General features: G+C 75.0%; 6 protein-coding genes. 3 read left to right on the top strand and 3 right to left on the bottom strand.

Features of this window, described 5'->3' with window-relative positions; translation table 11 throughout:
* The first annotated feature begins 24 nt into the window (after positions 1-24).
* From BU197_RS03625 to BU197_RS03615, 3 genes are all read left to right on the top strand, one after another.
* On the top strand, positions 25-6,552 hold the full coding sequence (locus BU197_RS03625) for a thioester reductase domain-containing protein (RefSeq protein ID WP_411158433.1): 6,528 nt from the start codon (positions 25-27) through the stop codon (positions 6,550-6,552).
* A gap of 304 nt (positions 6,553-6,856) precedes the next feature.
* Positions 6,857-8,296, top strand: a complete 1,440-nt coding sequence (locus BU197_RS03620) for a flavin monoamine oxidase family protein (RefSeq protein ID WP_188266702.1) — start codon at positions 6,857-6,859, stop codon at positions 8,294-8,296.
* 167 nt (positions 8,297-8,463) lie between these two features.
* On the top strand, positions 8,464-9,078 hold the full coding sequence (locus BU197_RS03615) for a TetR/AcrR family transcriptional regulator (RefSeq protein WP_188266749.1): 615 nt from the start codon (positions 8,464-8,466) through the stop codon (positions 9,076-9,078).
* Between the two features lie 178 nt (positions 9,079-9,256).
* Here BU197_RS03615 and BU197_RS03610 read toward each other — a convergent pair whose 3' ends face one another.
* The 3 genes from BU197_RS03610 to BU197_RS03600 all read right to left on the bottom strand — a co-directional run bounded on the left by BU197_RS03610 (position 9,257) and on the right by BU197_RS03600 (position 24,701).
* Positions 9,257-9,757, bottom strand: coding sequence for a hypothetical protein (locus BU197_RS03610; RefSeq protein ID WP_188266701.1), 501 nt, complete (start codon positions 9,755-9,757; stop codon positions 9,257-9,259).
* The gene (locus BU197_RS03605; RefSeq protein WP_223183929.1) at positions 9,754-10,275 is read right to left on the bottom strand and encodes a flavin reductase family protein; all 522 of its coding nucleotides are present in this window, start codon (positions 10,273-10,275) and stop codon (positions 9,754-9,756) included. Before BU197_RS03605 ends, BU197_RS03610 begins: the two co-directional genes overlap by 4 nt.
* Before the next feature lie 263 nt (positions 10,276-10,538).
* Positions 10,539-24,701 (bottom strand): type I polyketide synthase, encoded by a 14,163-nt coding sequence (locus tag BU197_RS03600; RefSeq protein WP_188266700.1) that lies wholly within the window; start codon positions 24,699-24,701, stop codon positions 10,539-10,541.
* Positions 24,702-24,881 lie beyond the last annotated feature (180 nt).

The raw sequence follows: 24,881 nt of genomic DNA, 5'->3' as shown, positions 1-24,881 counted from the left end.
AAACTCGTCGAGTACCTCAAGTGGGTGACCGCCGACCTCCACAAGGCCCGGCAGCGCATCGCGGAACTGGAGGAGGGCGCGAGCGAGCCCATCGCCGTCGTCGGCATGGCCTGCCGTTTTCCCGGCGGTGTCGCCTCCCGGCACGATCTGTGGCGGCTGGTCGCCGACGGCGTCGACGCCATCTCGCCGTTCCCCACCGACCGGGGCTGGGACCTGGACCGGCTCTGGGACCCCGACCCGGACCGGCCGGGCACCACGTACACCAAGGAGGCCGGGTTCCTGCACGACGCGCCCCTGTTCGACGCGCCGTTCTTCGGCATCTCGCCTCGCGAGGCCCAGGCCATGGACCCGCAGCAGCGGCTGCTCCTCGAAACGGCATGGGAGGCCCTGGAGGACGCCGGGATCGATCCGGCGACCCTGCGGGGCAGCCTCACCGGTGTGTTCGCGGGGGTGATCGAGCAGAGCTATCTGGGGCTTGAGGGGCCGCAGGAGCTGGAGGGCCATCTGCTCACCGGCAAGCTGTCCAGCGTCGCCTCGGGGCGCCTCTCCTACACGTTCGGTTTCGAGGGACCGGCCGTCTCGGTGGACACCGCCTGCTCCTCGTCCCTGGTCTCGCTCCACCTCGCCGCGCGCTCGCTGCGTTCCGGCGAATCCACCCTCGCGCTCGCGGGTGGAGCGACCGTGACGGCGACGCCGAGCGGATTCGTCGACTTCTCGCGGTTGCGGGGGCTCGCGCCGGACGGACGGATCAAGTCCTTCTCCGCCACCGCCGACGGCACCTCCTGGTCCGAAGGCGTCGGCATCCTCGTCCTCGAACGACTCAGCGACGCCCAACGCAACGGCCACCCCGTCCTCGCCCTCCTCCGAGGATCCGCCGTCAACCAAGACGGCGCAAGCAACGGACTCACCGCACCCAACGGACCCGCCCAGGAACGCGTCATCCGCCAAGCACTCGACGACGCACAACTCCACCCCGACGACATCGACGCCGTCGAAGCCCACGGCACCGGCACCCGCCTCGGCGACCCCATCGAAGCCCAAGCCCTCCTCAACACCTACGGCCAACGCACCACCCCCCACCCCCTCCACCTCGGCTCCCTCAAATCCAACATCGGGCACACGGTCGCGGCGGCCGGGGTCGGCGGTGTGATCAAGATGGTGGAGGCCATGCGCCACGGGGTCCTCCCCCGCACCCTCCACATCGACGAGCCCACCCCCATGGTCGACTGGGACTCCGGCGCGGTGGAACTCCTCACCGAGCAGCGCGACTGGCCCGAGACCGGACGCCCCCGCCGCGCCGCCGTCTCCGCCTTCGGGGTGAGCGGCACCAACGCGCACGTGATCCTGGAACAAGCCCCCGACCTCCCCGCGTCCCCGACCGGCGAGGAGACCGAGGCGACCGGGACCACCGGGACGGCTCAGGCGACTGAGGCGAGCGCGCCGCCCGTCCTGCCGTGGCTGCTCTCCGCCGAGACCGAGACGGCCCTGCGCGCCCAGGCCGAACGCCTCCTCGCCCACCTCGACACCCACCCCGCCCGCGATCTCGACCTCGCCCACTCGCTCGCCACCACCCGCGCCGCCCACGCCCACCGCGCCGCCGTCGTCGGGACCGGCCGCGAGGACCTGGTGGCCGGTCTGACGGCCCTCGCCTCCGGCGGGCAGGACCCGCGCCTGCTGCGGGACAGCCGAGGCCACGGCCGGCTGGCCTATGTCTTCACCGGCCAGGGATCGCAACGCGTCGGCATGGGGCGGGAGTTGTACGAGGCCTTCCCCGCCTTCGCCGCCGCCTTCGACGAGGTGGCCGCCGCCCTCGACCCGCATCTCGCGCGACCGGTGGCGGAGACGATCCGCGACGGCCGGGGCCTCACGGAGACGGAGGCCGCCCAGCCCGCGCTCTTCGCCGTCGAAGTGGCCCTCCACCGCCTCCTCGAATCCCTCGGGATACGGCCCGACCTGGTGGCCGGGCACTCGGTGGGCGAGCTGGCCGCCGCCCACGCGGCGGGTGTCCTCGACCTGGCGGACGCGGCGGCGCTGGTGGCCGCCCGAGGCCGCCTGATGCAGTCCGCGCCGCGCGGCGGCGTCATGGTGGCGGTGCAGGCCGGGGAGGCGGAAGTCACCGCACTCCTCGCCGGGCGGCCGGGCCTCGCGCTCGCCGCGGTCAACGGCCCCACGTCCGTGGTGATCGCCGGGGACGCCGAGGAGGCGGCCGAGGTCCGCGCCGTGCTCGCCGAGCGCGGTCACCGGACCAGCCTCCTGGACGTCAGCCACGCCTTCCACTCCCCGCACATGGACGCCGTCCTCGACGAGTTCCGCGCGGTGGCCGCACGCGTGACCTTCCACGCCCCGCGCATCCCGGTGATCTCCACCCTCACCGGCGAACCGGCCCGCGGCGACGACCTGCGCAGCCCCGGCTACTGGACCGCGCAGCTGCGCGGCACGGTGCGCTACGCCGACGCCGTACGGGCGCTGCGTGCCGAGGGCGCCGCCACCCTGGTCGAACTGGGCCCGGACGCGGTGCTCGTACCGCTGGCCGCCCAGACCGACGACGGTCTGACCGGACCGTCCCTGCTGCGGCGGGGGCACGCCGAGGCGGAGACCGCCGTCGCGGGCCTGGCCCGGCTCCACAACCGGGGCGTGCCGGTGGACTGGGCGGCGTTCTTCGCGGGCACCGGGGCCCGGCGCACGACCCTGCCCACGTACGCCTTCGAGCGCCGCCGCTACTGGGTGGAGCCGCAGGCACAGAACGGACAGGACGCGGCGGGACTGGGGCTGCACCCCGGCGGACACCCGCTCCTGGGCGCCGCGGTGCGACCGGCGGGCTCCGACGAGGTGCTGTTCACCGGCCGTCTCTCGCCGCACGTACGCCCCTGGCCGGCCCGCCACCTCGTGGAGGGGGCCGAGGTGCTGCCGTCGTCGGTGCTCGTGGAACTCGCGGTCCGCGCGGGTGACGAGGTGGGCTGCACCGTCCTGGAGGAGCTGGAGACCGCACCGCCCCTCGTCCTGCCCACGGGTTCGGGACTCCAGGTGCAGGTCCGGGTGGGCGGCGAGCGGCCGGACGGACGCGCCGTGACCGTGCACGCCCGGCCCGACGGTGCCGACGTGCCGTGGACGCGATACGCCCACGGGCGGCTCGGCACGCGCCCGCCCGGCCCCGCCGAGACCTCCGCGACCTCCGCGACCTGGCCTCCGACCGGCGCCGAGCGCGTCGACCCGGCGGACGCCAGGGTGCTCCTCGCACCGGGCGACGAGTGGTACGGGCCGGTGTACCAGGAGGTGAGCGCGGTCTGGCGGAACGCCGAAGCCGTGTTCGCCGAGGCCGCGTTGCCCGAGCCCTCGGCGGCGGCGGAGTACCTGCTGCATCCTGCGCTGCTCGACGCCGCCCTGCACGCCGGGCGCACGCTCGCGCACGACGGGCCGGAAGCCGGGCCGGGGACCGTGACGCGATGGCAGGGCGTACGGCTGCTGGCGCACGGGGCCGGTGCCGTACGGGCCCGGCTCGCCGTGACCGGTGACGGGACGGCCTCGCTGGCGCTGACCGACCGGGCGGGGCTGCCCGTCGCCTCGGTCGACTCCGTCACCGTGCGTCCGCTGGCGCCGGGCGAGATCGCCGAGGCGGCGGCCAGGCCCGCCGACAGTCTCTTCGAGGTCGGCTGGACCGCCCTGCCCGGCGTGCCGTCCGGCCGGCCGGTGCGCTGGGGCCTGCTCGGCGATGCGCCCCAGGGGCTGCCGGGGCCCCGGTTCGCCGAGGTCGAGGAGGCGGCAGACGCGCTCGCGGGCACTCCCCTGGACGCCCTGGTGCTCGTCCACCGGCCGCCGCGCGCCGAGGACATGGCGGCGGTGCACCGGGCGGCGGGCGAGGTCCTTGAGACGGTGCGGCGCCACCTCGCGGAGGAGCGGCTCTCGGACGTACCCCTGGTGGTCGTGACGCGCGACGCGGTCCGGGTGCGGGACGAGGACGTGTGCGATCCCGGCGTACGGGCGGTCTGGGGACTGCTGCGGTCGGCCCAGTCGGAGGCGCCGGGCCGGGTCCTGCTCGTCGACACCGACGAGGACGATCCGACGGCGGCCGTGGAGACGGTGTGGGGCCTGGACGAGCCGCAGGCGGCGGTACGGGAGGGGCGGACGCATGTTCCTCGCTTGAGGCCTGCTTCGGTGGCCTCGGGTCCCGTGACCGCACCGGGTTCTCCGGCCGTACCGGCTTCGGCCACACCGGCCACACCGAGCGCTTCGACCACTCTGGCTCCACCGGCCGCACCGACCGCCCCCGCTCCGAAGATCGGCCCCCATGGCACCGTGCTCATCACCGGTGGCACCGGCTCGCTCGGCGCGCTGTTCGCCCGGCATCTGGTCCGTCGGCACGGGGTGCGGCAGCTTCTGCTGGCCAGTCGGCGTGGTGAGCAGGCGCCCGGAGCGAGCGAACTCGTCGCCGAGCTGAAGGAGTCGGGGGCGCAGGTCGCCATCGAGGTGTGCGACGTGGGCGACCGGGCGGACGTGGCCGCGCTGCTGGCGGGCGTACCGGCCGAGCATCCGCTGACGGCCGTGATCCATCTGGCCGGTGTGCGCGACGACGGCCTGATCGGTTCCCAGACGCCGGAGCGGCTCGCGGACGTGTTCCGTGCGAAGGCCGACGCCGCCTGGCATCTGCACGAGCTGACGGCGGGGACGGACCTCGCGGCGTTCGTGCTGTTCTCCTCGGTCGCGGCGCTCGTCGGCGGCCCGGGGCAGTCCACGTACGCGGCCGCCAACTCCTTCCTCGACGGTCTCGCCGAGAAGCGGGCGGTCCTCGGGCTGCCCGCCACCTCGGTCGCGTGGGGTCTGTGGACCCAGGACGGCGGCATGTCCGCCGATCTGAGCGAGCGGGACCTGCGGCGCATCGCCCGGGGCGGCTTCCTCCCGCTGTCGGAGGCGTCGGGTCCGGCCGTGCTCGATCTGGCACTCGGTCTCGGCCGTCCGGCCCTGGTCGCCTCGCCGCTCGACCTGGCCGCCGTACGCGAACAGCCTCAGGTTCCGCCGTTGTTCCGGGAGCTCGTCCGCACCACGCGCCGCCGGGCCGCCCAGGACACGCAGGCGGCCGAGCCGCTGGCGAAGCGGCTCGCCGGGCTCGCCGGCGACGAGCGGTTGCGGATCGTCGTCGAGGCGGTGAAGGCGGAGGTCGCCGGGGTCCTCGGGCACGGCGGCGCGGAGGGGATCGCGGAGGACCGCTCCTTCCAGCAACTGGGGTTCGACTCGCTCACCGCCGTGGAGCTGCGCAACCGTGTCGGCGCCCTCGTCGGGGTGCGGCTGCCCGCCACCCTGGCCTTCGACCACCCCACTCCGGCGGCCCTCGCCGCCCATCTGGTGACCGCGCTGACGACGGACGGAGCGGAGGCCCCGGCCGGATCCCGGACCGTCGACTTCGCCGCCGAGACGGTGCTGGCCGAGGACGTGCGCCCGGCGTCCGAGGTGGTGCGGTGCGCGACCGATCCGGAGCGGGTACTGCTGACCGGGGCGACCGGCTTCCTCGGCGCGTTCCTGGTGCGCGAGCTGATGCGCACCACCGGGGCGACGGTGAGCTGCCTGGTGCGGGCGGCCGACGCGAGCGCCGCGCGGGAGCGGCTGCGGGAGAACCTGGAGCGGTACGGAGTGTGGGAGGAGGTCGACCCGGACCGGCTCGCGGTGGTGGTCGGCGATCTCGCGCTGCCTCGGCTGGGACTGTCCGAGGAGGAGTTCGACGCGCTGGCCGCCACGGTGGACGTGGTCTACCACAACGGCGCGCGGGTGCACTGGCTGCATCCCTACGAGGAGCTGCGCGCGGCCAACGTGCGGGGCACCGAGGAGGTTCTGCGGCTGGCCGCGCGCCATCGCAGTGTGCCCGTGCACTACGTGTCCACCGTCGGGGTGTTCGCCGACGCGGCACCGGGCGGACGGCCGCTCGCGGTGTCCGATCCGACGGGTCCCGCCGAGCGGCTGCCCAGCGGCTACCTCCAGAGCAAGTGGGTCGCGGAGCAGTTGATCGCGAAGGCGGTGGAGCGCGGTCTGCCGGTCTCGGTCTACCGGGTCGACGTCGTCTCGGGCGACCAGGTCAACGGGGCCTGCCAGACGAACGACTTCGTGTGGCTGAGCATGAAGGGCCTGATCCAAGCGGGCGCGGTGCCCGCCGACGTGGACGGGCGCTTCCATCTGCTGCCGGTGGACTACGTGAGCGCGGCGATCGTGCGCGTCTCGGGCCGGCCGGAGTCCGCGGGCGGCACCTTCCAGCTGTTCAACGCCAGTTCGGTGAGTCTGCGCGAGTGCGTGCGGCGGCTGCGGGCGCTGGGCTACACACTGGAGGAGACCGGCTGGGACGAGTGGCGCGAACGGGTCCAGCGGGACCGGGGCAACGCGATGCTGCCGCTGCTGCACGCCTTCGAGATGATGACCGGCGACACCGACCGGTTCTATCCGCCGATGGACACCACGGAGACCGAGACCGCGCTGAGCGGCAGCGGGATCGTCTGCCCGCCGGTCGACGAGGAGTTGTTCGCCCGGTACGTGCGGTACTTCGTGCGGACGGAGCACTTCCCCGCTCCCTGACGGTCCTTCGTACCACCCGTGTGACCCGTGATCAGGCCGGCCGGCGCCCAGGAGGGCGCCGGCCGGCCTTGTCGTGCGAGCCGGTCCGGTCGGTCGGCGCGGACCGGCCGGGAGGGCTTCGCGGCGCTGGGCCGGAGGCCCGGAAGGGAAGCCCCCACTTCCCCGCCGGGGACGGATGTAAACCATCCGATTACCGCGCGGTGACCGATTTCGGCCACCCATCCGCTTAGCTGTCACCTGGCCGAAACGAGCCACATTCCGCTGCTTCATAAGCGGTCGATCCGTGAAAAAAGAAGGTTCGCCGATGAGTTCACGTCCTGTTTCCGCACCTCGGCACAGCACCGACGAGGCGCCCGGACGCCGTCTGTTCCTCAAGGCGGCGGGCTCCACCGCACTGGCCGGAGCGGTCGGAACGCTTCCGTTCACCGCCGCCCCCGCGCACGCCGCGGCCAGGACCCCCGCGCCCGACGTGATCGTGATCGGCGCGGGGTACGCCGGCGGCATCGCCGCCCGTGAACTGGCCGCCCAGGGCCTGAACGTGACGGTCGTCGAGGCGCGTAACCGCATAGGCGGGCGCATATGGACCGACACGATGTCCGGGGCGCGGATCGAGCTGGGCGGCGGCTGGCTGAGCCCCGACCACCAGCTGGTGGCCCAGGAGATGCAGCGCTACGGCCTGAGCAATGTGGGCGACGTGGTGCCGACCCAGTCGATCATGCCGGGCACCAACGGCTTCCAGGCGCTCAGCCCGGCGGACGCCAACACGCACCTGGGTACGCTCTTCTCGCAGTTCTACGCCGGTTCGGAGACGTACTTCGCCCACCCGCACGACCCGCTGTACCGGGCGGACCTCCTCCAGCAGCAGGACTTGCTGTCGTTCTCCGGCCGTCTCGCCCAGCTGTCGATGTCCACGCTCGACAAGCGGTGGCTGGCCGGATACTTCACCGCCTACACCGGCAACCAGAACGGCATCCGCGCCATGACGTCGATGGCGCAGTGGTGGGCCCTGGGCGGCTGGACCATGGACGGCTGGGAGAAGCAGACCGCGTTCAAGCCGACCGGCGGCATGACGGAGCTGCTCGACAAGATGCTGGCCACTCCCGGTATCAACCTGATGCTGTCCTCGCCGGTCACCTCCGTGACCAGCACGGCGACCGGGGTCCAGGTGCAGCTGAACGGCGGCCAGGTCCTGAGCGCGCGCGCCGTCGTGGTGGCGACGCCGGTGAACGTGTGGAAGGCGATCCAGTTCAACCCGGGTCTGCCGACCGCGCACGTGGCGGCGACCATGGAGGGCGTGGGCGTCTCCCTGGCCACGAAGCTCTGGATACACCTGAGCGGGAACGTGGACGCGGTCTACGCGCAGGGCACCGAGAACTCCGCCCTGCCGCTGCTGATACCGCAGCAGCAGCTGCCCGGCGGCGGACGGCTGATGGTCGGGTTCGCCGGTTCGTCCCTGAACGTGGCGGACCAGACGGCGGTGCAGAACGCCGTACAGGCCTACATACCGGGCGCCACGATCGTCACCTACCGCGCGCAGCAGTGGGGCACCGACGTCTGGTCTCGCGGCGGGTGGGGGCTGCGGCGGCCGAGCCAGCTGCTGCGCCAGCTCCCGGCGCTCCAGCAGCCGCAAGGCCGGGTGGTGTTCGCCGGCTCCGACATAGCCTCCGGCTGGAGCGGCGCCTTCATCGAGGGCGCTCTGGAGACGGGCCTTTCCGCGGCGCAGAAGGCGGCTGCCCTCGTCTGACCGATACGGCCGGTCCCGATCGGGACGGCGTACGGTTCCCGGGGTGGCGCGGTCAGGGCCGTGGGGGAAGTCGGCCCGATCCAATACGACGGTCACGTCCGTATGGAAATCGGCCTGACCGCTACGTCTGAAAAGAACGCTCTACTGGTAATCTGGGCTGGGTGAATATGAAGCCACCGGACGACCCCGATCGATCGGCAGCCACCCCGGAGCCCGTGCCCGCGACCCGCGAGCGCATCATCAGGGCGGCGTCACGGCTCATGCAGCGGCAGGGCTACGACGGCACGGGAATCAAACAGATCTCGCAGGAGGCCCAGGCCACTCTCGGCTCCGTCTACCACTTCTTCCCCGGCGGCAAGCAGGAACTCGCTCTCGCGGCCATCAGCCGCGGGGACCAGGAGTTCGTGGAGCAGCTACGGGACGCACTGTACAGCGACCCGGACCCGGTCCGCGCCGTCGGGCTGCTCTGCCGCAGCCTGGCCGACAACTTGCGGCAGTCGGACTGGCTCGACGGCTGTCCGATCACGACCACCGCGCTGGGCACCGTCGGCCGTCTCCCCGACATCCAGTCGGCCGCGGCGGACGCCTTCGCCCGCTGGCGTGGTGTGGTCTTCGACCGGCTCCTGGAATCGGGCTTCGTCGAGAGCGACGCCCGCGACCTGGCGCACACGGTGATCAGCACCCTGGAGGGTGCCGAACTGGCCGCCCAGGTCTCCCGCAGCAGTCGGCCGCTCGAAGTGGCCGGTGTCCATCTGTCCCGTCTGGTCTCCACGTACCGCTAGGCCGTGTCTTTCGGATCCTGCCGGACGACACGGGTCGGGCAGGATCCGGAGGAGACGGCCTGGACCGTGCCCCGGGGACGGCGGGCGCGCGGGGTCCACGACAACGCCGTGTGGCCGGTCGTACGGAGAGAGTCCGTACGACCGGCCACACGGCTTTTCGTCGTGCCGTCGCCGCCGCTCAGGCGGGGCGGCGGGAGGTGCGCAGCGAGCGGCCCAGCTCCCTCACCAGGTCGGCCGGGGGCACCGTCCCGGCCGGGAAGCGCCGGGTGTCGCAGACCGTCAGGGCCGCGCACTCAAGGAGCAGGGTGCGCACCAGCCTCTCGTGCATCAGGGCCAGCTCGCTCGGCTCCACCGGCAGGAGCGAGGGCGGGGCCGAGCGCCGGGCGGCGGCGAGGGCCGCGGCCACGACCTGCCGCGCCCGTCGCCGCATCGCCGTCTGGAGACCGATGTCCCGACGGTCCCGGGTGGGGAGCACGGCGGGCAGCGCCGTGTCGAAGGAGCCCAGTACGGCGGTGGCGAACGGGTCGGCGGCCGGACGGGGGGCGGTCGTCGTACGGGAGCCGCCGGTGGAGACCGCCGAGGTCTCGCGCGCCCTGGCGAGGCCCGCGTTGAGCGCCTCGACGAACAGGCGCCCGACGACGGTGTCCACGGTCACGACCCCGTCATCCCTTCCGGTCATGACCGCTCCGACTCGATCGAACTGAACCGGCCGTCGAAGAACAGCAGTCCCGACCGTTCCTCGGCGCGCTCGGCGGCGACCACGCCGCCGATGAAGATCGAGTGGTCCCCCGCCTCGTGGGAGTCGGACAGTTCGCATTCCAGCCAGGCCGTGGCGCCCCGGAGCAGCGGAGCCCCGGTGGCGGGGCCCTCGGTCCAGTCGAGGCCGTCGAACTGCTCGGGTCCCAGGGGCCGCTTCTTGTCGGCGAAGTAGCGGGCCAGCCGCTCCTGCCCGGCGCCGAGGACGGAGACGCCGAAGTGTCCGGCGGAGCGGATGGCCTGGTGCATGACCGCGTCGTGCGCGACGCAGCACAGGACGGTCGGCGGGTCGAGCGAGACCGAGCTGAAGGCGTTGGCGGTCATGCCGTGGATGTGCGTGCCGCCGACGCTGAGCACGATCACCCCGGTGGCGAAGCCGGCCATCACCTCGCGCAGCGCATCCGGCGCGGGCGCCCGGTCGACGGTTTCCTGGACGGACATGGAGTGCATGGCTGAACCCTTCGGAGGTGGGGCGGGGGACGGACGCGGCCGTGCGGGGGCCGCGCCCGTCGGGTCGAACCGCCTGGGGGGGTGCCGGTCGGCGTCCTCGCCGGCCGGCCGGGGTAGTCCAGTCGGGGTGGTGGGGGGGGTGTTCGGGGAGGTGCGGTCGGGCCGACCGGGGTGATCGGTCGGGGTCGGCCCGACCGGGCGGTCGAGGTGGGCGGTGTCGGGATGGGCGGTCGGGGTGGGCGGTGCCGGCGTGGTCAGTCGGTCTCGTCGAGCAGGGCGAACAGCTCCTCGTCCGTGGCGGTGTCCAGGTCGGCCGGTTCCATCGGGGCCGGGGCCCGGTCGGTGCGGTCCGGCGAGCCGGCGCCCACCAGGGTCAGGAGTTCGCGCAGCCGGTCCGTGATCCGGTCGCGGGCCTCGTCGTCCGCCGTGAGCGTGCCGATCGCCGCGCCCACCCGGTGCAGTTCGGCGAGGACCGCGTCACCGCTCGTGCCCGACTCGCGTTCCACGAGACCGGCGAGGTGCTCGGCCAGGGCGGTGGGGTTCGGGTGGTCGAAGACGAGGGTGGTGGGCAGCTTCAGTCCGATGGCCGGGCCGAGCTGGTTGCGCAGTTCCACCGCGGTGAGCGAGTCGAAGCCGAGGTCCTGGAAGGACAGTTCGGCGGCGATGGCCGAGGGGTCGGCGTGCCCGAGCACTCCGGCGACCTGGCCGCGCACCAGGTCGAGGAGGGCGGCCGTACGCTCCGGCCTGCCGAGCCCGGCCAGTTGCGCGAGGGGCGAGAGCGCCCCGCCGGAAGCGCTCCCGGCCGAACCGGTCGCCCCGGTCGCCCCCGCCGCCTTGCGTGCGGCGGGCCTCGGCACCAGGCCGCGCAGTACCGGTGCGGCGTCCGCGCCCTGTCGGCGCAGCGTGTCGAGGTCGACGCCGGTCGGGGCCACCACCGGGAGCGATCCGGACAGGGCGAGGTCGAACAGCGTGATGCCCTCGTCGTCGGAGATCGGGCGCAGTCCCCTGCGTGCCAGGCGTCGCAGGTCCGTCTCGCCGAGCCCGGAGCTGATCGTGCTGGCGCCCGCCCACAGGCCCCAGGCCAGCGAGGTGGCGGGCAGGCCCTGGGCGTGGCGGTGCTGGGCGAGCGCGTCCAGGAAGGTGTTGGCGGCCGCGTAGTTGGCCTGCCCCGCCGTGCCCAGGAGACCGGCGACGGAGGAGTAGAGGACGAACGCGGACAGCTTGGCGTCCCCGGTCAGCTCGTGCAGGTTCCACGCCGCGTCGATCTTCGGCCGGAGTACGGCGTCGAGCCGTTCGGGCGTCAGTTCGCCGATCACCGTGTCGTCCACGACGCCCGCGGTGTGCACCACGGCCCGCAGCGGGGCTTCGGCGGGGATCGCCGCGAGCACCGCCGCGAGAGCGGTGCGGTCGGCCGCGTCGCAGGCCGCGAAGACGACCTCGGCGCCGAGCCCTTCCAGGTCGGCCCGGAGTTCCGGGGCTCCCGGAGCCTGCTCGCCGCGCCGCGAGAGCAGCAGCAGCCTGCGTGCCCCGTGGGTGGCGACCAGATGCCTGGCCAGGACGCCGCCGAGGGTGCCGGTGGCCCCGGTCAGGAGCACGGTGCCGTCGTCCCAGCGGGGTGCCTCGGCGGCGGGCTCGACGGCGGCCCTGGTCAGCCGAGGCGCCAGCGCCCGTCCCGCGCGGACCGCGAGGTGCGGCTCCCCGGTGGCGAGTGCCGCCCGCAGCTCGGCCTCGGCGCAGCCGTCGGCGCCGATGTCGACGACGGAGACCCGGTCGGGATGCTCGGCTCCGGCGACCTTCAGGAGCCCCCACAGCCCTGCCCGCTCCAGGTCCTCGACCGGCTCGCCGGGTTCGACGGCGGTCGCGCCCCTGGTGAGGACCACCAGGCGGGTGCCGTCGAACCGTTCGTCGGCGAGGAACGACTGAAGCAGGGCGAGTACGTCGCCGAGCCGGGCGCGGGCCCGGTCGGGCAGGGTGCCGCCGTCCCCGTCCGTCGGCGGCTCCCACAGCAGGACCGGGGGCCGCGCCTCGGCGGCCGCCCGCAGGTCGGGGCGGACGGCGACGGACGCGAAGGGCGAGGTGCCGAGGGCGAGCCAGTCGGCCTCGGCCGGAGCGGGCTCCGCTGTGGGCAGGGGCTCCCAGGTCAGCGGGAGGAGGCTCTCGTGGCCCTGGCCCGCCGCCCGTACGGCGTCGGCGGAGAGCAGGCGCAGGGTCAGCGCGCCCACGAAGGCCACGGGCAGTCCGGTCGCGTCGGCGATCGTCAGCTCGGCCTTCAGGGTGTCGGCGGTGGTGTCCTCGGGCAGCCTCAGCCGGACGCGCAGGGCCGTGGCCCCGGTGGTGTGGACGGTCGCGTCGGACCAGGTGAACGGCAGCCGGGCGGGGGCCGACGGGTCGGCCACGCCGGGCAGGAGCGGATGCAGGGCCGCGTCGAGGAGCGCAGGGTGGAGGCCGAAGCGCGCCGCCTCCTCCCGGACCTCCTCGGGCAGGGCCACCTCGGCGAACAGCTCGTTGCCGCCGTGCCACAGGCGCCGCAGGCCCCGGAAGGCGGGCCCGTAGGCGTAGCCGTGTCCTTCGAGGGCCGGGTAGGCGTCGTCCAGGGCGATCTCCTCGGCACCCGCCGGGGGCCACACGAGGAGGCCCTCGGCCGGGCCCGCGCCGGTGCCCAGGGCGCCCTGGGCGTGCAGGGTCCACTCGTCGCCGTCGGTGCTGCCGTGGATGTCCAGCGGGCGTTCACCGTCCGCGTCGGGGGCGCCGACGGATACCTGGATCCGTACCTCGTCGTGCTCGGGCAGCACCAGCGGGGCCAGCAGGTGCAGTTCCGAGACCCGGTCGCAGCCGCTCAGGTCGGCGGCGCGGGTGGCGAGTTCCAGCAGGGCCGTGCCCGGAAGCAGGACCGTGCCCGCCACCGCGTGGTCCGCGAGCCAGGGGTGCGTACGCAGGGACAGGCGGCCGGTGAACAGGACCTCGTCCCGGCCGGCCCGGCGCACGGAGGCGCCGAGCAGCGGGTGGTCGAGGGCGCCCAGGCCGAGCGCCGCCGGGTCGCCGGACGGGCCGGACGGCGCGTCGAGCCAGTAGCGCCTGCGCTGGAAGGCGTATCCGGGCAGGGTCACCCGGCGGCCGTCGGGCAGCAGCCGGGACCAGTCGGGTCCGGCGCCCTGGAGCCGCAGCAGCGCGAGCACCCCGACGGCGCTCTCCTGCTCGGGCCTGCCCCGGCGCAGGGCGGGGGCGAGGACGCCGGGCTCGTCGGTCAGGGCGGCGCCGACGAGAGCCGTCAGGACGCCGTCCGGGCCGAGTTCGACGAAGTGCGCCACGCCCTCGTCCCGTAGGGTCCGTACGCCGTCGAGGAAGCGCACGGTCTGGCGGATGTGCCGGGCCCAGTAGTCCGGCGAGGTCAGCTGCTCCTCGGTGGCGAGGACGCCGGTGACGTCGGAGACGACGGGGATGACCGGCGGCCGGAAGGTGAGCCGGCCGGCCACGGCGCGGAACTCGTCCAGGACGCCGTCCATGTGCGGGGAGTGGAAGGCGTGGCTGACCGTCAGGCGGCGGGTGCGCAGGCCCCGCTCGGACCAGCGGGCGGTCAGCGCGTCGACGGCCTCGCCGTCGCCCGCGACGACCACCGCGCGCGGCCCGTTCACCGCCGCGACGGCGACGGCGCCGTCACCGCCGTGTGCCGCCAGGTCTTCGAGGACCTCCTCCTCGGTGGCCTCGACCGCGGCCATCGCCCCGCCGGAGCGGGCCGACCGCATGAGCCGGCCGCGCTCGGCCACCAGGGTCGCCGCGTCGGCCAGGTCGAGGACGCCCGCGACGTGCGCGGCGGCCAGTTCGCCGACCGAGTGGCCGAAGACGACGTCGGGCCGTACGCCGTGGTGCTCGTACCAGCGGAAGAGCGCCACTTCCAGGGCGAAGAGCGCCGCCTGGGTGAAGTCGGTGCGGTCGAGCAGCGCGGCCTCGGGGGTGCCGGGCTCGGCGAACAGCACCTCCTTGCAGGGGCGTTCCAGGTGCGCGTCGAGCCGGGCGCACACCTCGTCCAGGGCGCGGGCGAAGACGGGCGAGGTCTCGTACAGTTCGCGTCCCATGCCGAGGCGCTGGCTGCCCTGGCCGGTGAAGAGGAACGCCGTCCGGCCGGACCGCTTGGCGCGGCCGCGCAGCACGGCCGGGGAGGGCCGGTCCTGCGCGAGGGCCCGCAGACCGTCGAGGAGGGTGTCGCGGTCGCCGCCGACGACGGCGGCCCCGTGGTCCAGGACGGACCGTCCGGTCGCCAGGGTCAGGGCGATGTCGGCGTCGGCCTGCTCCGGGTGCTCGCCCAGGTGGGCGAGGAGCCGTTCCGCCTGCCCCCGCAGAGCGTCCTCGCTCTTGGCACTCAGGATCCAGGGGACGGGGGCGGATGCCGGTACGGAGGCGGATGCCGGTACGGGGGTGGGCTGCGCCGCCGGGGCGGATTCCGGTGCCCGGGCGGCCTCCGGAGTCGGAGCGGGCTCCGTCGCCGAAGCGGTCTCCGGCGCCGGGCCGGGTTCCGAGGCCGCGAGGGGCTCCGGGGCCGGGGGCTGCTCGATGACGACATGGGCGTTGGTGCCGCTGATGCCGAAGGAGGAGATGCCCGCTCGGCGCGGTCGGCCGTCGCTCGGCCAGGCCCGTTCCCGGGTGAGCAGCTCGACCGCGCCCGCGTCCCAGTCGACGTGCGGTGTGGGCTCTTCGAGGTGCAGGGACCTGGGGAGCACGCCGTGCTCCATGGCCTTGATCATCTTGATCAGGCCGCCGACGCCCGCAGCCGCCTGCGCGTGCCCGATGTTCGACTTCAGCGAGCCGAGCCACAGCGGGCGGTCGTCCCCGGGCCGCTCCTGGCCGTAGGTGTTGAGCAGGGCCGTCGCCTCGATGGGGTCGCCGAGGGTGGTGCCGGTGCCGTGTGCCTCGACCGCGTCCACATCGGCGGGGGTGAGGCCCGCCGAGGCCAGCGCCTGGCGGATGACCCGCTCCTGGGAGGGGCCGTTGGGGGCGGTGAGGCCGTTGCTGGCGCCGTCCTGGTTGACGGCCGAGCCGCGTACCAGGGCGAGGACGTGGTGGCCTCGGCGGCGGGCGTCGGAGAGCCGCTCCAGGACGAGCACGCCGACACCCTCGGACCAGCCGGTGCCGTCGGCGTCGGCGGCGAAGGACTTGCAGCGGCCGTCGGGGGCGAGGCCGCGCTGCCGGGAGAACTCCACGAACGTCGTCGGCTGCGCCATCACGGTCACGCCGCCCGCCAGGGCGAGGTCGCACTCGCCGCCGCGCAGCGCGCCCGCCGCCAGGTGCAGCGCGACCAGGGAGGAGGAGCAGGCGGTGTCGACGGTGACGGCCGGGCCCTCCAGACCGTAGGTGTAGGCCACCCGGCCGGACAGGACGCTGGAGAGGTTACCGGCGAGCAGGAAGCCCTCGAACTCGCCCGCCGAGGCGGCCGCGCGGGTTCCGTAGTCGTCGTACATGGCCCCCGCGAAGACGCCCGTCTGGCTGGATCGCAGGGTCGCAGGGTCGATGCCCGCGCTCTCGAAGGCCTCCCAGGCGACTTCGAGCAGCAGGCGCTGCTGGGGGTCGGTGGCCGTCGCCTCGCGCGGCGGCATTCCGAAGAATCCGGCGTCGAAGAGGTCGGCGTCGTGCAGGAAGCCGCCGTGCCGGGTGTAGCTCGTACCGCCGCGGTCCGGGTCGGGGTCGTACAGTCCCGCGAGGTCCCAGCCCCGGTTGGCGGGGAACTCGCTGACCGCGTCCACGCCGTCGGCGACCAGGCGCCACAGGTCGTCCGGGGAGGCCACGCCGCCGGGGTAGCGGCAGGCCATGCCGACGATCGCGATCGGCTCGTCGGCCGCCGCCCGCTCGACGGCCGGAGCGGCGGGCGCGAGCCGGCCCTTCGCGGTCACCTGGCTCAGGAGCCGGTCGGCGACCGCCCGGGGGGTGGGGTGGTCGAAGACGAGGGTGGCGGACAGGCGGGTGCCGGTGGCCTGGCTGAGCCGGTTGCGCAGCTCGACGGCGGCCATCGAGTCGAACCCGATCTCCTTGAAGGCGCGTTCGGGTGCGACGGCGTTCGCCCCGCTGTGGCCGAGGACGTCGGCGACGGTGGCGCGGACGAGGCCGAGGACGGCTTCGGCGCGCTTGTCCTCGGGGAGCGCGGTGATCCGTCGCGCCCAGTCGGAGCCGCCGTCGGAGCCGCCGGAGCCCGTACGGGTCGCGGCGGCGCGGCGCGGGGCGCGGGCGGGCTGGAGTCCGCGCAGCAGCGGCTGGGGCCGGTCGGTCGCGGCGGGCCGTACGGTGACGGCGGCGAGCAGCGGTTCGCCGGTAGTGAGCGCCGTGTCGAACAGGGCGAGGCCCTGCTCTGCGGTGAGCGGCGGAAGACCGGCCCGGCGCCAGCGGGCGCGCTCGGTGTCCGTGAGGGTGGCGCCCATGCCGCTGCCCGTGTCCCACAGGCCCCAGGCCAGCGAGAGGGCGGGCAGTCCCCGGGCGTGGCGGTGGTGGGCGAGGGCGTCGAGGGAGGTGTTGGCGGCCGCGTAGTTGCCCTGGCCCGCGGTGCCGAGGAGGCCGGACACCGAGGAGAACAGGACGAAGGCGGCGAGGTCCGCTCCGGCGGTCAGTTCGTGCAGGTGCCAGGCCGCGTCCGCCTTGGGGGCGAGGACGGCGGCCAGGCGCTCCGGGGTGAGGGAGAGGGCGGTGGCGTCGTCCAGGATTCCGGCGGCGTGCACGACGCCGGTCAGGGGGTGTGCGGCGGGCACGGAGCCGATCAGTTCCGCGAGGGAGTCGCGGTCGGCGACGTCCGCCGCCGCGAGGGTCACCGAGGCGCCCAGGTCGCGCAGTTCGCGGGCGGTCTCGGCCGCGCCCGGCGCGTCGGGGCCTCGGCGGCCCGAGAGCAGCAGGTGCCGGACGCCGTACCGGGTGACGAGGTGGCGGGCGAAGAGGGCGCCGAGTCCGCCGGTGCCGCCGGTGACGAGCACGGTGCCGTCCGGGTCGAACGCGGGCGGTGCGGCGGCGGGCTCCGCCGGGGCCGGTGCGAGGCGCGGGATCCGTACCTGTCCGGAGCGTACGGCCGTCTCGGGCTCCCCGGCGGCGAGTGCCGCGTCCAGGGCCCGGGTGTCCGGGTCGGCGGGGTCGAGGTCGACGAGCAGCAGCCGGTCGGGGTGTTCGGAGCGTACGGACCGGACGAGGCCCCAGACGGCTGCGGCGGCGGGGTCGGTGACGTCCTCGCCGGGCAGGACGGCGAGGGCGCCGCGGGTGACGACGGCCAGGCGGGAGTCGCCGTGGCGCTCGTCGGCCAGGAAGGTCTGGACACCGGCGAGCACCCGGGCGGCCGCGGCGAGTCCGGCGTCGTCGCCTCCGGTCGCCCGCAGGACGAGGACGTCGGCGGGTTCCGTGCCGTCGGCGGGATCGAGGGCGTCGCCGGTCTCGGTCCACCGGGGGGTGTGCCCGGCCGACGGGGCGGCGGGGGCCGTCCAGTCGAGCCGGTACAGGGAGTGCGCGGTGGGCGCGGCGAGTCGCTTCGTGTCCACTTCGCGCAGGGTCAGCGATTCGATCTCGGCGACGGGCTCCCCCGCCGGGTCGGTCAGGGACACGCGGAAGGTGTCCTCGCCCGCCGGGCTGATGCGGGCCCGCAGTTCGGTCGCGCCACCCGCGTGCACGGTGACGCCCGACCAGGCGAAGGGCAGCCGGAGGCCGTCGGGGTCCGAGGGCGGTGCGGCGGCCAGGACCAGCGGGTGGAGCACGGCGTCGAGGAGGGCGGGGTGGACGGCGAACCGGCCGGCCGACTCGCGGTGCTCCTCGGGCAGCCGCACCTCGGCGTAGACGTCCGCGCCGTCCTGCCGTACCGCCACGAGGTTGCGGAAGGCGGGACCGTAGGAGTAGCCGAGGGCGTCGAGGCGGGTGTACGCCTCGTCCCTGGCGGCCGGGTCGGCGGCGGGCCCGGTCGGCTCGGCGGCCGGGCGGGCGTCGGACGGCGGGGCGGCGAGCGTGCCGGAGGCGTGCCGGGTCCAGGAGCGTGCGGGGGTGTCGTCGCCGTCGGGCGCGGAGTGCACCGTGATCGCCCGCCGGCCCGTCTCGTCGGGGGCGCCGACGCCGACCTGGAGGCGTACGGCTCCGGTGGCGGGCAGCGCGAGGGGCGCTTCGAGGATCAGGTCCTCCACGTGGGGGGCGCCCAGTTGGTCACCCGCGGCGACGGCCAGTTCGAGGAAGGCCGTGGCGGGCAGCAGGACGGTCCCGGCGATGACGTGGTCGGCCAGCCAGGGCTGGGCGCTCACGGAGACCCGGCTGGTCAGGACGGCGTCGCCGCGTTCGGCGAGGTCCACGACCGTGGTGAGCAGCGGATGGTCGGCGGGGTCGAGGCCGAGGCCCCGGGCGCCCGAGGCGGGCTGTGCCTCCGGCCAGAAGCGCTGCCGTCGGAAGGCGTAGGTGGGCAGGTCGACCGGGGCGCCGCCGGGGAAGAAGGTGGCGGGGGCGAGCGGGGCGCCCGCGATGTGGGCGCGGGCGATGCCCTCGGCGACGGTGTCGCCCTCGGGGCGGCCCGCCCGCATCAGCGAAACGGCGGTGAACGGCTCGCCGTCGGCGGCCAGGCGGGCGAGCGGCGCGAGGACGGTGTCCGGGCCCAGTTCGACGGCCACGGTGACGCCCTGCCGCCTCAGCTGCCGGGCGGCGTCGAGGAAGCGGACGGTGGCGCGGATCTGCCGGGTCCAGTAGTCCGGCGAGGTCAGCTCCTCGGGTGTGGCGGGCAGACCGGTGACGGTGGAGACGACGGGCAGGGTGGGCGGGTGGTAGGTGAGACCGGCGGCCACCGCGCGGAACTCGTCGAGGATGCCTTCCATGTGCGGGGAGTGGAAGGCGTGGCTGACCGCGAGGCGGGTCGTCCTGCGGTCGCGGGCGCGCCAGACGGCGGCGATCTCCTCGGCCGCGGCGGCGTCTCCGGCCAGGACCACGGACCGGGGGCCGTTGACGGCGGCGAGGGACACCTCGTGCTCCCGGCCGGCCAGATCGGCCTGGATCTCCTCTTCCGTGGCCTGTACGGAGATCATCGCGCCGCCGGGGGTGGCGGACTGCATCAGCCGGGCGCGGGCGGCCACCAGTGCGGCGGCGTCCGCCAGGGAGAGCACACCGGCCGCGTGGGCCGCGGCGATCTCGCCGACGGAGTGTCCGGCCAGCACGTCCGGGGTCATGCCGTGGTGTCCGAGGAGGCGGAAGAGGGCGGTCTCCACGGTGAACAGCGCGGGCTGGGTGTAGCGGGTCTCGTCGAGCGCGGCGGCGGCCTCGGTGCCCGCCTCGGCGAACAGGACCTCCCTGAGCGGCCGGGGAAGCAGGCCGTCGAAGGCGGCGAGGGCTTCGTCGAGGGCGGCGGCGAAGACGGGGTGCGCCGCGTACAGTTCGCGGCCCATGCCGACGCGCTGGGCGCCCTGTCCGGTGAAGAGGAACGCGGTACGGCCGGTCGCCGCGTCGCCCGTGACCAGGCGCGGATGGCGGGGCTCGTCCTGGTCGGCGAGGGCGGCGAGGGCGTCCAGGCGTTCGGCCAGGTCACCGCCGAGGATCACGGCCCGCTGTTCGAAGGCGGTACGGGTCGTGGCGAGGGACCAGCCGACGTCCACCGGGTCGGCGTCGGACCCGAGGTGCCCGCGCAGCCGGTCCGCCTGGGCGCGCAGCGCCTCGGGGTCGCGGGCGGACAGCACCCAGGGGGTGGGGAAGGGCTCCTGGTCCGAGGTGGGGGTGCCGGGGGGTTGGGGCTGGGTGTCGGCCTGGGGCTGAGCGTCGGTCCGGGGCCGGCCTTCGCCTTCGCCTTGGGCTTGGGCGTCGGCCTGGGCTCGGGCGTCGGTCCGGGGCTGGTCTTCGGCCTGGGCTTGGGCGGCCGGGGGTAAGGCGGGGGCGGCCTCGGTGGGGTGGCTCGCGCGGGTGCCCTCGGCGGACGCGGACGCGGACGCGGTCACGGATGTGATCGTGGACGGGGTCGTGGTCGTCTCCGCGCCGGCCGGGGCCGTCGGGGCGGTGGTGTCCCCGGCGGGCTCCGCCTCCAGGATCACGTGGGCGTTGGTGCCGCTGATGCCGAAGGAGGAGACCGCCGCGCGGCGCGGGCGGTCCGTGGCGGGCCAGTCCCGGGCCTCGTTCAGGAGGGTGACGGTTCCCTCCGACCAGTCCACGCGCGGGGTCGGCCGGTCCGCGTACAGGCTCCGGGGCAGGACGCCGTGCCGCATGGCCTGCACCATCTTGATGATGCCGCCCACTCCGGCGGCGGCCTGGGCGTGGCCGATGTTGGACTTGAGCGAGCCCAGGTAGACGGGTGCCCCGTCCGCCCGGTCGCTGCCGTAGGTGGCGATGATCGCTTCGGCCTCGATGGGGTCGCCCAGGGTGGTGCCGGTGCCGTGCGCCTCGACCGCGTCCACGTCCGAGGGGCCGAGACCCGCGTCGGCGAGCGCCTCGTGGATGACCCTGCGCTGGGCCGAACCGCTCGGGGCTGTCAGGCCGTTGCTGGCGCCGTCCTGGTTGATCGCGGAGCCTCGGATGACCGCGAGGACGCGGTGGCCGTTGCGCCGGGCGTCGGAGAGGCGCTCGACGAGGAGCATGCCGACGCCCTCGCTCCAGCCGGTTCCGTCGGCGTCCGCGCTGAACGACTTGCAGCGGCCGTCGGGGGCCAGCCCGCGCTGGCGGGAGAACTCCACGAACATGCCGGGCGACGACATCACGGCCGCGCCGCCCACGAGGGCCATGCCGGTCTCGCCGGAGCGCAGGGAGCGGATCGCGAGGTGCAGGGCGACCAGGGAGGAGGAGCAGGCCGTGTCGGCGGTCACCGCCGGTCCGATGAGGCCGAGTTGGTAGGCGATGCGCCCGGACATGACGCTCGCGGTGCTGCCGGTCAGCACGTGTCCCTGGACGTTCTCGGGGGCGTCCTCCATGCGGGGCCCGTATTCGAGGGAGGTGGCGCCGACGAAGACGCCGGTACGGGTGCCCCGCAGGTCCTCGGGCAGCAGCCCGGCCCGCTCGACCGCCTCCCAGGAGGTCTCCAGGAGCAGCCGCTGCTGCGGATCCATGCCGAGCGCCTCGCGCGGCGAGATGCCGAAGAACCCGGCGTCGAACTCGGCGGCTTCGGCGAGGAACCCGCCGTGCCGGACGGCGCTCTTGCCCGGCCGCTCGGGATCGGGGTCGTAGAGGTCGTCGTCCCAGCCCCGGTCGCGGGGGAAGACGGAGACGGCGTCGACGCCCTCGTCCACAAGCCGCCAGAGGTCCTCGGGCGAGGCGACCCCGCCGGGGTAGCGGCAGGCCATGCCGATGACGGCGATCGGCTCGTCGCCGTCCGCCGGGCCCGCCGTGTCCGGTGCGGCGGCCCCGGCGCCCGCGCCGAGCAGCTCCGACTCGACGAACGCGGCGAGGGCGTGCGGCGTGGGGTGGTCGAAGACCAGGCCGGTGGGCAGTCGCAGGCCGGTGGCGGCGGCGAGTTCCGTGCGCAGTTCGGTGGTCATCAGGGAGGTGAACCCGAGCTCCTGGAACGGCGTGTGCCGCTCGATCGGCTCGTCACCCGTGTACTGGAGCACCGCCGCGATGTGCGATGCGACCAGTTCGGTCACGGTACGGCGGCGCTCCGCCTCGGACATCGCCGCCAGCCGCTCGCCCAGTTCGCCTCGGGGGTGCGGGGCGGAGGCCGGCGCGGCGGGCGCGGGCGCGTCGACCGGCGTCACGGGTGCGGGGCGGGAGTTCGGCGCGGTCGGTGCGGCGTCGTCCAGCCAGTGCCGGGTGCGCTGGAAGGCGTACGTCGGCAGCTCGACGCGGCGCCCGCCGGTGTCCCGCAGGAGCGGGTCCCAGTCGACCGGCGCGCCGTGGACGTGGGCGGTGGCGAGGGCGGTGACGAAGGCGTCGGGCTCCGGGCGGTCCTTGCGCAGCAGGGGCACGGTGGTCAGCTCGTCCGTCGTCTGCCGGGCCAGCGGCGCGAGGACCGCGTCGGGGCCGATCTCGACGAGGGTGACGACGCCCCGGGCCTGGAGCGTGCGCACCGCGTCGGCGAACCGCACGGTGCCGCGCAGCTGGTCGGCCCAGTAGTCGGCGGTGCGCAGGTCGGTGCCGTCGGCCAGGTTTCCGGTGAGCGTCGAGACGACCGGGACGCGGGGTGCGTGGTAGGTGAGCCGTGCGGCGGCCTCGCGGAAGTCGTCCAGGATGCCGTCCATGTGCGGGGAGTGGAAGGCGTGGCTCACGGTCAGGGCGTGGACGCGGCGGCCCCGGGCGCGCAGGACGCCGGCCAGCTCCTCGGCGGCGTCCGGGTCACCCGCGATGACGGCGGAGTGCGGCCCGTTGACCGCGGCGAGCGCCAGGCGCGGCCGGCTCGCGAGGAGTTCCGTCACCTCGGCCTCGTCCGCCTGTACGGCGATCATCGCGCCGCCGCCGCGCGCGGACTGCATGAGCCGGGCGCGTGCGGCGACCAGGGTGGCGGCGTCGGGCAGGTCGAGGACTCCGGCGACGTGGGCGGCGGCGAGTTCGCCGATGGAGTGCCCGGCCACGAAGTCGGGCCGCAGGCCGAACGATTCGGCGAGCCGGTGGAGCGCGACCTCCACGGCGAACAGGGCCGGCTGGGTGTGGAGGGTGTCGTCGATGCCCTCCCCGGTGCGGATCACCTCGGCCGGAGAGACGGGCAGGTGCCGGGCGAGGGCCTCGGCCACCTCGTCGAACGCGGCGGCGTACGCGGGGAAGGCGGCGTGCAGCCGCAGGCCCATGCCGAGGCGCTGCGAGCCCTGCCCGGTGAAGACGAAGCCGATCGGGCCGGGGCGGGCGGCGCCGGTGGTCACGGCCGGGTGGGCGCGGCCCTCGGCGAGGGCCTCGGTACCGGCGAGGAGGCCCCGCGCGTCGCGGGCGAGCACGACGGCACGGTGCCGGAAGGTGGCGCGGGTGGTGGCCAGGGACCAGGCCACGTCCACGGGCGCGGCTTCCGTGTCGGCGGCGAACGCGTGCAGCCGCGCCGCCTGCGCGCCCAGCGCGGCACGCCCGACCCCGGAGAGCAGCCACGGCAGTAACCGGGGCTCGTCGCCGTCGGTCGCGGGGGCGGCCTGGTCCTGCTCCTGCTCCTGGGCGGGGGCGGGGGCGGTCGATACGGCGGAGGTGCCTTCTCCAGCCCCGGCGGTCCCGGCAGCCCCGGCGGTCCCGGCGGTCTCCGGGGCCTGGGCGAGGACCACGTGGCAGTTGGTGCCGCCCATGCCGAAGGAGCTGACGCCCGCGACGAGCGGGCGGTCCGGGCGTGGCCAGGGGCCGGTCTCCGTGTGGACGGTGAGGCCCAGCTCGCCGAGGGGGATGGCGGGGTTGGGGGTGGCGAAGTTCAGGCTCGGCGGCAGCGTCCGGTGGTGGATGCCCAGGAGCGCCTTGAGGAGACCGGCGATGCCCGCCGCGCCTTCCAGGTGGCCGATGTTGGTCTTGACCGAGCCGACGTGCAGCGCGGTCTCGTGCGAGCGTCCTGCGCCGAGTTCCGCGCCGAGGGCCGCCGCCTCGATGGGGTCGCCGACCGGGGTGCCCGTGCCGTGCAGTTCCACGTACTGCACCTCGTCGGCGGCCACCCCGGCGCGGGTGCGGGCGGCGCGCAGCACCTGCCGCTGGGCCTCCTCGCTGGGGACGGTCAGGCCGGGGGTCGCGCCGTCGTTGTTGACGGCGCTGCCGAGGATGACGCCGTAGACGCGGTCCCCGTCGGCCTTCGCCCGGCTCAGCGGCTTGAGGACGACGACACCCGCGCCCTCGCCGGGTACGAAGCCGTTGGCGCGGGCGTCGAAGACGTAGCTGACGCCGTCGGGCGACAGGGCGCCGAACCGCTCCTCGGTCAGGGTGTGCTCGGCGAGCAGGTTGAGGTTGACTCCGGCGGCGAGCGCGGCGGTGGACTCGCCGGAGCGCAGGCTCTCGCAGGCCAGGTGGACGGCGACGAGCGAGGAGGACTGGGCGGCGTCCACGGTGAGGCTGGGGCCGCGCAGTCCCAGGTGGTGCGAGACGCGGTTGGCGATGATGCCCCGGTTGACGCCGGTCATGGTGTGCTGGGTGACGGCCGCGTCGCCGCGCTGGTAGAGCAGCGAGGTGTAGTCGTCGCGCAGGGTGCCGACGAACATGGCGGTACGGCTGTCGCGCAGGGAGGCGGGGACGATGCCCGCGTCCTCCAGCGCCTCCCAGGACAGTTCGAGGACGAGCCGCTGCTGGGGGTCCATGGCGGCCGCCTCGCGCGGCGAGACGCCGAAGAAGGGCGCGTCGAAGGCGTCCACGGCGTCGAGGAAGCCACCGCGCCGCACGGCGGGCCGGGTGGTTGGCGGGAATCGATCGGCGGGCACGTCCGTGACGGCGCTGGTTCCGCTCGTCAGCAGCTCCCAGAAGGCCCGGGGCCCGGCCGCTCCTGGCAGCCGGCAGGCCAGCCCCACCACGGCGATCGGTTCGTTGCGGTGGTCGCCGGTGACGGCCTCCGCCGGAGCGTGCTCACTCATCATGATGTTCCGCTGCCCTTTCCTGGCTGAATTCCCGAGAAGGTGACGTGCACGAGGCGCGCCGGGGCCGTACGGGCGGGTTCTGTTTCCCGCCGGGTCGCTTTCCGTTTCGCCGGCCGTACGGGAGTCCCGTACGGCCCCTGTTCTTCCGGGCGGGCCCGTGCGCTCATTTCCCGGCCGGTC

The sequence above is a fragment of the Streptomyces sp. CBMA291 genome, assembly GCF_014596525.1.
Taxonomy (GTDB): Bacteria; Actinomycetota; Actinomycetes; order Streptomycetales; family Streptomycetaceae; genus Streptomyces.
Note: the sequence above shows the minus strand (reverse complement) of the source record. Positions and strands in the feature narration are given on the sequence as shown.